The sequence below is a fragment of the Pseudomonas rossensis genome, assembly GCF_039888995.1.
GTDB classification, from domain to species: Bacteria; Pseudomonadota; Gammaproteobacteria; order Pseudomonadales; family Pseudomonadaceae; genus Aquipseudomonas; species Aquipseudomonas rossensis.
On the sequence record NZ_JBBWCB010000250.1, the window covers coordinates 1 to 3,797 of the forward strand.

At 57.8% G+C, this 3,797-nt stretch carries 4 protein-coding genes; 2 read left to right on the forward strand and 2 right to left on the reverse strand.

The features are described from left to right. Nucleotides 1–54: 54 nt before the first annotated feature. Entirely contained in the window at nucleotides 55–513 is a 459-nt protein-coding gene (locus WLY71_RS29990; RefSeq protein WP_347806459.1) for an REP-associated tyrosine transposase, read from the reverse strand. A 262-nt stretch (nucleotides 514–775) separates the two neighbouring features. Here WLY71_RS29990 and WLY71_RS29995 point away from each other — a divergent pair, with 262 nt between their 5' ends. Beyond that, complete coding sequence (locus WLY71_RS29995) at nucleotides 776–2,272, forward strand: PAS domain S-box protein (protein WP_347806460.1); 1,497 nt, start codon at nucleotides 776–778, stop codon at nucleotides 2,270–2,272. Nucleotides 2,273–2,401: 129 nt separating this feature from the next. Next, the gene (locus tag WLY71_RS30000; protein WP_347806461.1) at nucleotides 2,402–2,650 is read left to right on the forward strand and encodes a DUF1652 domain-containing protein; all 249 of its coding nucleotides are present in this window, start codon (nucleotides 2,402–2,404) and stop codon (nucleotides 2,648–2,650) included. A gap of 415 nt (nucleotides 2,651–3,065) precedes the next feature. On the opposite strand, the gene WLY71_RS30005 is transcribed toward WLY71_RS30000, so the two are convergent. Then, nucleotides 3,066–3,797: Gfo/Idh/MocA family protein (locus WLY71_RS30005; RefSeq protein ID WP_347806462.1), on the reverse strand; the 732-nt coding region annotated here is incomplete at its 5' end.

Here is a 3,797-nt window from a genome sequence, read left to right on the forward strand (position 1 = left end):
GTACGCCATCAATGTAGGAGCTGCCGAAGGCTGCGATCTTTTGATCTTGACCTTTCAAAGCCAAATGGCATCCCACAGTGGGTAATCGCCAATCCGCTTGACCAGTCCCGCACGCAACGGATTCATGACGATGTAACGTGCTGCATCCTTGATGTCTTCATCACGACGCAAAGCGTGATCGTAATACCCCCGTTGCCATAGTCTGCCTTGACCCTGACGGACGACATTGATCGAACGGCTACTTCTGGATTTGATTCGACACATCAGCTCGGCCAACGTGCCGTGCTTCAGTTCCATCAACCAATGCAGGTGATCCGGCATCACCACCCAGGCCATTGAGGTCACTAGCGACGCTTCATCGGCACAACGCAGTTGATCGACCAGAAGCCGTCCCAGTCGCCAATCTGCGAACACCGGCTCTCTCTGATGAGCAACAGCGGTCAGCAGATAAATACGACCGGATTCCGAAAATCGAGCTTTGTGAAGACGACATCCATTTGCAGCGACAGGCATTCCTTGCCCTCCTTGAAATGTGTTGGCAAACGAACGTTAGCTGATGGTGTTTCTGTCGTTGGCCAAAGTATTTTCGTAATATTTCAAGTGCGCCGAAAAGATCGCAGCCTGCGACAGCTCCTACAGAGGGTCGCGTACACCTGCAAATTCCACGGATGTACGCGATCAATGTACCCCGGCATATCTGCACGATCATGGATGCCCGCGGTCGTAATCTTCACAGGGCGGCGCGTGAATGCGCCGCCGCACGCGTGGAGATCCAATGAGCCAGGACGTCCTGACCACCGAAACCAATCGCCGTCAGTTGCAGCAGATCATCGCCGGCCTGTCCGATGGGGTGATTCTGCTGGAACTCGACCAGACCCTTCTCTGGGCCAATGACGCCGCGTTGGCCATGCACGGCGTCGGGCAGCTCAGCGAGCTGGGGGCGAATGCCAGGGAGTACGCCAAGCGCTTCGCCTTGCGTTATCGCAATAATCATCCGGTTCAGGCCGACAATTATCCGATCAGCCGCGTTGCCCGAGGCGAGTCCTTCAGTGATGTGTTGGTTGAGGTGACACCGGCGGACGACGAAGAGCGCACCTGGGTCCACAGTGTGCGCAGCATGGTATTGGCCGACAGCGCTGGCGAGCCGGAGTCGCTGGTGTTGATCATGAACGATGTCACGGAGTGGGCCAGCGCCGAACAGCGTTTCGAAAAAACCTTCAATGCCAACCCGGCCCCGGCGGTGATCTGTCGCCTGAGCGATTTGCGCTACATCAAAGTCAACCCGGGCTTCCTGGAGATGACCGGCCATGCCCGTGATCAGGTGATCGGCCGTTCGACCTATGAACTGGATGTGCTGGAGGGCGCCGAAAACAAAGACCTGGCCAAGCAGCGTTTGCGCGAAGGGGCGACCATTCCGCAAATGCAGGCGCAGCTGCAGTTACCCGAAGGTGGCAGCAAACAGGTGATCGTCGCCGGCCAGCCCCTTGAGCTGAACGACGAAGCCTGCATGCTGTTTTCCTTTGTGGATATCGAGCCTCGGCATAAGGCCGAAGTCGCCCTGCGCCAGAGCGAGGAACGTTTCACCAAGGCTTTTCGACTGACCCCGGTGCCGATCCTGGTGTGCAATGCCATCGATCAGGTGGTGATGGACGTCAATGAAGCCTTCCTCGATACGCTCGCGTATCCCAGTGAAGAAGTGCTCGGCAAGACTATCGCAGAGATCGACTTCATCCATGACAAGGGCGCACGTACACGGCTTTTCGCAACCCTGGAGAAAACCGGAAGCCTGGATCGCATCGATGTCAGCCTCCGTAAGAAAGACACCGGACTGATCGATTGTGCGGTCTCGGCCGACACCGTGAACATTCAGGACAGTCCCTGCTACCTGCTGGTGTTTATGGACATCACCGAACGTAAACGCACGGAACTGGAGTTGGTGTCAGCGATTGAAGAGGTGATGAAAGACGCCTCCTGGTTCAGCCGCACGCTCATCGAGAAACTCGCTAACGTGAAAAACGTTAACTCGCCGCAGTTGCCTAGCGTGTCTTTCACCGACCTGACTGCCCGCGAGCGCGATGTGCTTGGCCTGATCTGCGAAGGCCTGGCCGACAAGGAAATCGCCGCGCGGCTGAAGCTCGCGCCGAACACGGTGCGCAACCATGTCTCGACGGTGTATTCCAAGCTCGACGTTCACAGCCGTAGTGAGGCGATTGTCTGGGCTCGCGAGCGCGGTTTGTTCTCCAGCGAGTGGCGGCCCAAGGCCCAGCGTTAGGTGCAAATGCACTACTCGAGCAGGTGCAAATTCATGTTTTGGCCGAGTGCGGCAGTTCTTAGGCTGTAAGGGTGCGATACAGGTCTTCGGGTATCGCGTCCCTTTTAGAACAGCGACAGGAACCGCGGGATGATTTATGTGGCGCAATTGCGTATGCAACTGGAGCGGAGTTTTTCGCCGTTGGCCTGCGAATGCAGTGTTACGGGTGATCATTCAATGACGGCGAAGCTCTATCATCCGGTGTCGGGGCAGGTGGATCTGGTGGTCACTGGGTTGAGCGTGGCCAACCTCAAAACCCCGGAGGCGGTGGCAGCGTTGATCGAAGAGCTGCGTTATGAACTTGAGAGCAACACGTTGCGTCGTCGCGAGACGTCCTAGGAACTGTCGGGTTTTGCCGGCGGTCGTATAAAGAATACGAGAGTATTTTTTCTGTGACCGGTCCGCGGGTTCGCGGTGAGGCAGTTGGGTCGCGGAAATATGTCGATCACTTACCGCGGGTCAACCTATGAAAAGTCTTGGGAAACGCATTTTTGCAACACTGTCGTTCGCACTCTGGATAGCGATTCTGGGTGGTTGTGCAAGTCCGCCACCGCCACCTCCCGCCGCGCCGCCTCCACCCCCTGTGCGCACCTGCCAAACCACTGAAAACACCGATGTGCAAGGCGATATGAGGGCTGAGGGGCAGGTGACCCGGGAAACCACGCTCACTCGTTGCGTCACTCAGTAAGCGTCCATCTGCTCACGTTTAACCGCCAGCGGCACTGTGCTGCTGGCGGGTATCCGCGCGTTTCGCTCAGACTTCCTCGATTCTGACCCAACGCGATTCCCGCGCTGCCAACCGGATCGCCGTCGCCAGGCGTTCGACTTCCCACGCCTGCTCGAAATCGGTTCCCCCCTGAGATAAGCCTGCCAGCGCCATCACCAGATCATGGACTTCCAGCGTCTTGAGTTCGTTGTAACCCAACTGATGCCCTGCCGCCGGACTGAACGCCGTATAACCCGGAAGATTCGGCCCTGCCAGCAAGCGCTGGAAACCGTCCTGACCGGCACGAAACAGATGCAGTTCATTCAGGCGTTCCTGATCAAACATCAAAGTCCCTCGGGTGCCGCTGATTTCAAAGCTCAGGTGATTCTTGTAGCCGTGCTTGAGCCAACTGCTGCTGAACGTGCCCCGGGCGCCATTCGCAAACCGCAACAAGGCGTGGACCTGATCGTCGACGGCGATACTGCGTTGTTCCGGGCTGCCAGCCGTGGCGGGACGTTGCCGGTGCACGGTCTGGGTGTCGGCGCTCACTGCCTCGACATCGCCCACCAGATAGCGGGCCATGGCCAACAAGTGGCTGCCCAGATCGGCCAGTGCGCCACCGGCATGATCGGCATCGCAACGCCACGACCAAGGTGCCGCGGGATTGGCCATGAAGTCTTCGCTGAATTCACCCTGGAAACTGATGATCTGACCCAAGTCGCCGTTTTCAATGAGCTGCCGGGCGAGCCCGATCATCGGGTTGTGCTGATAGTTGTAACC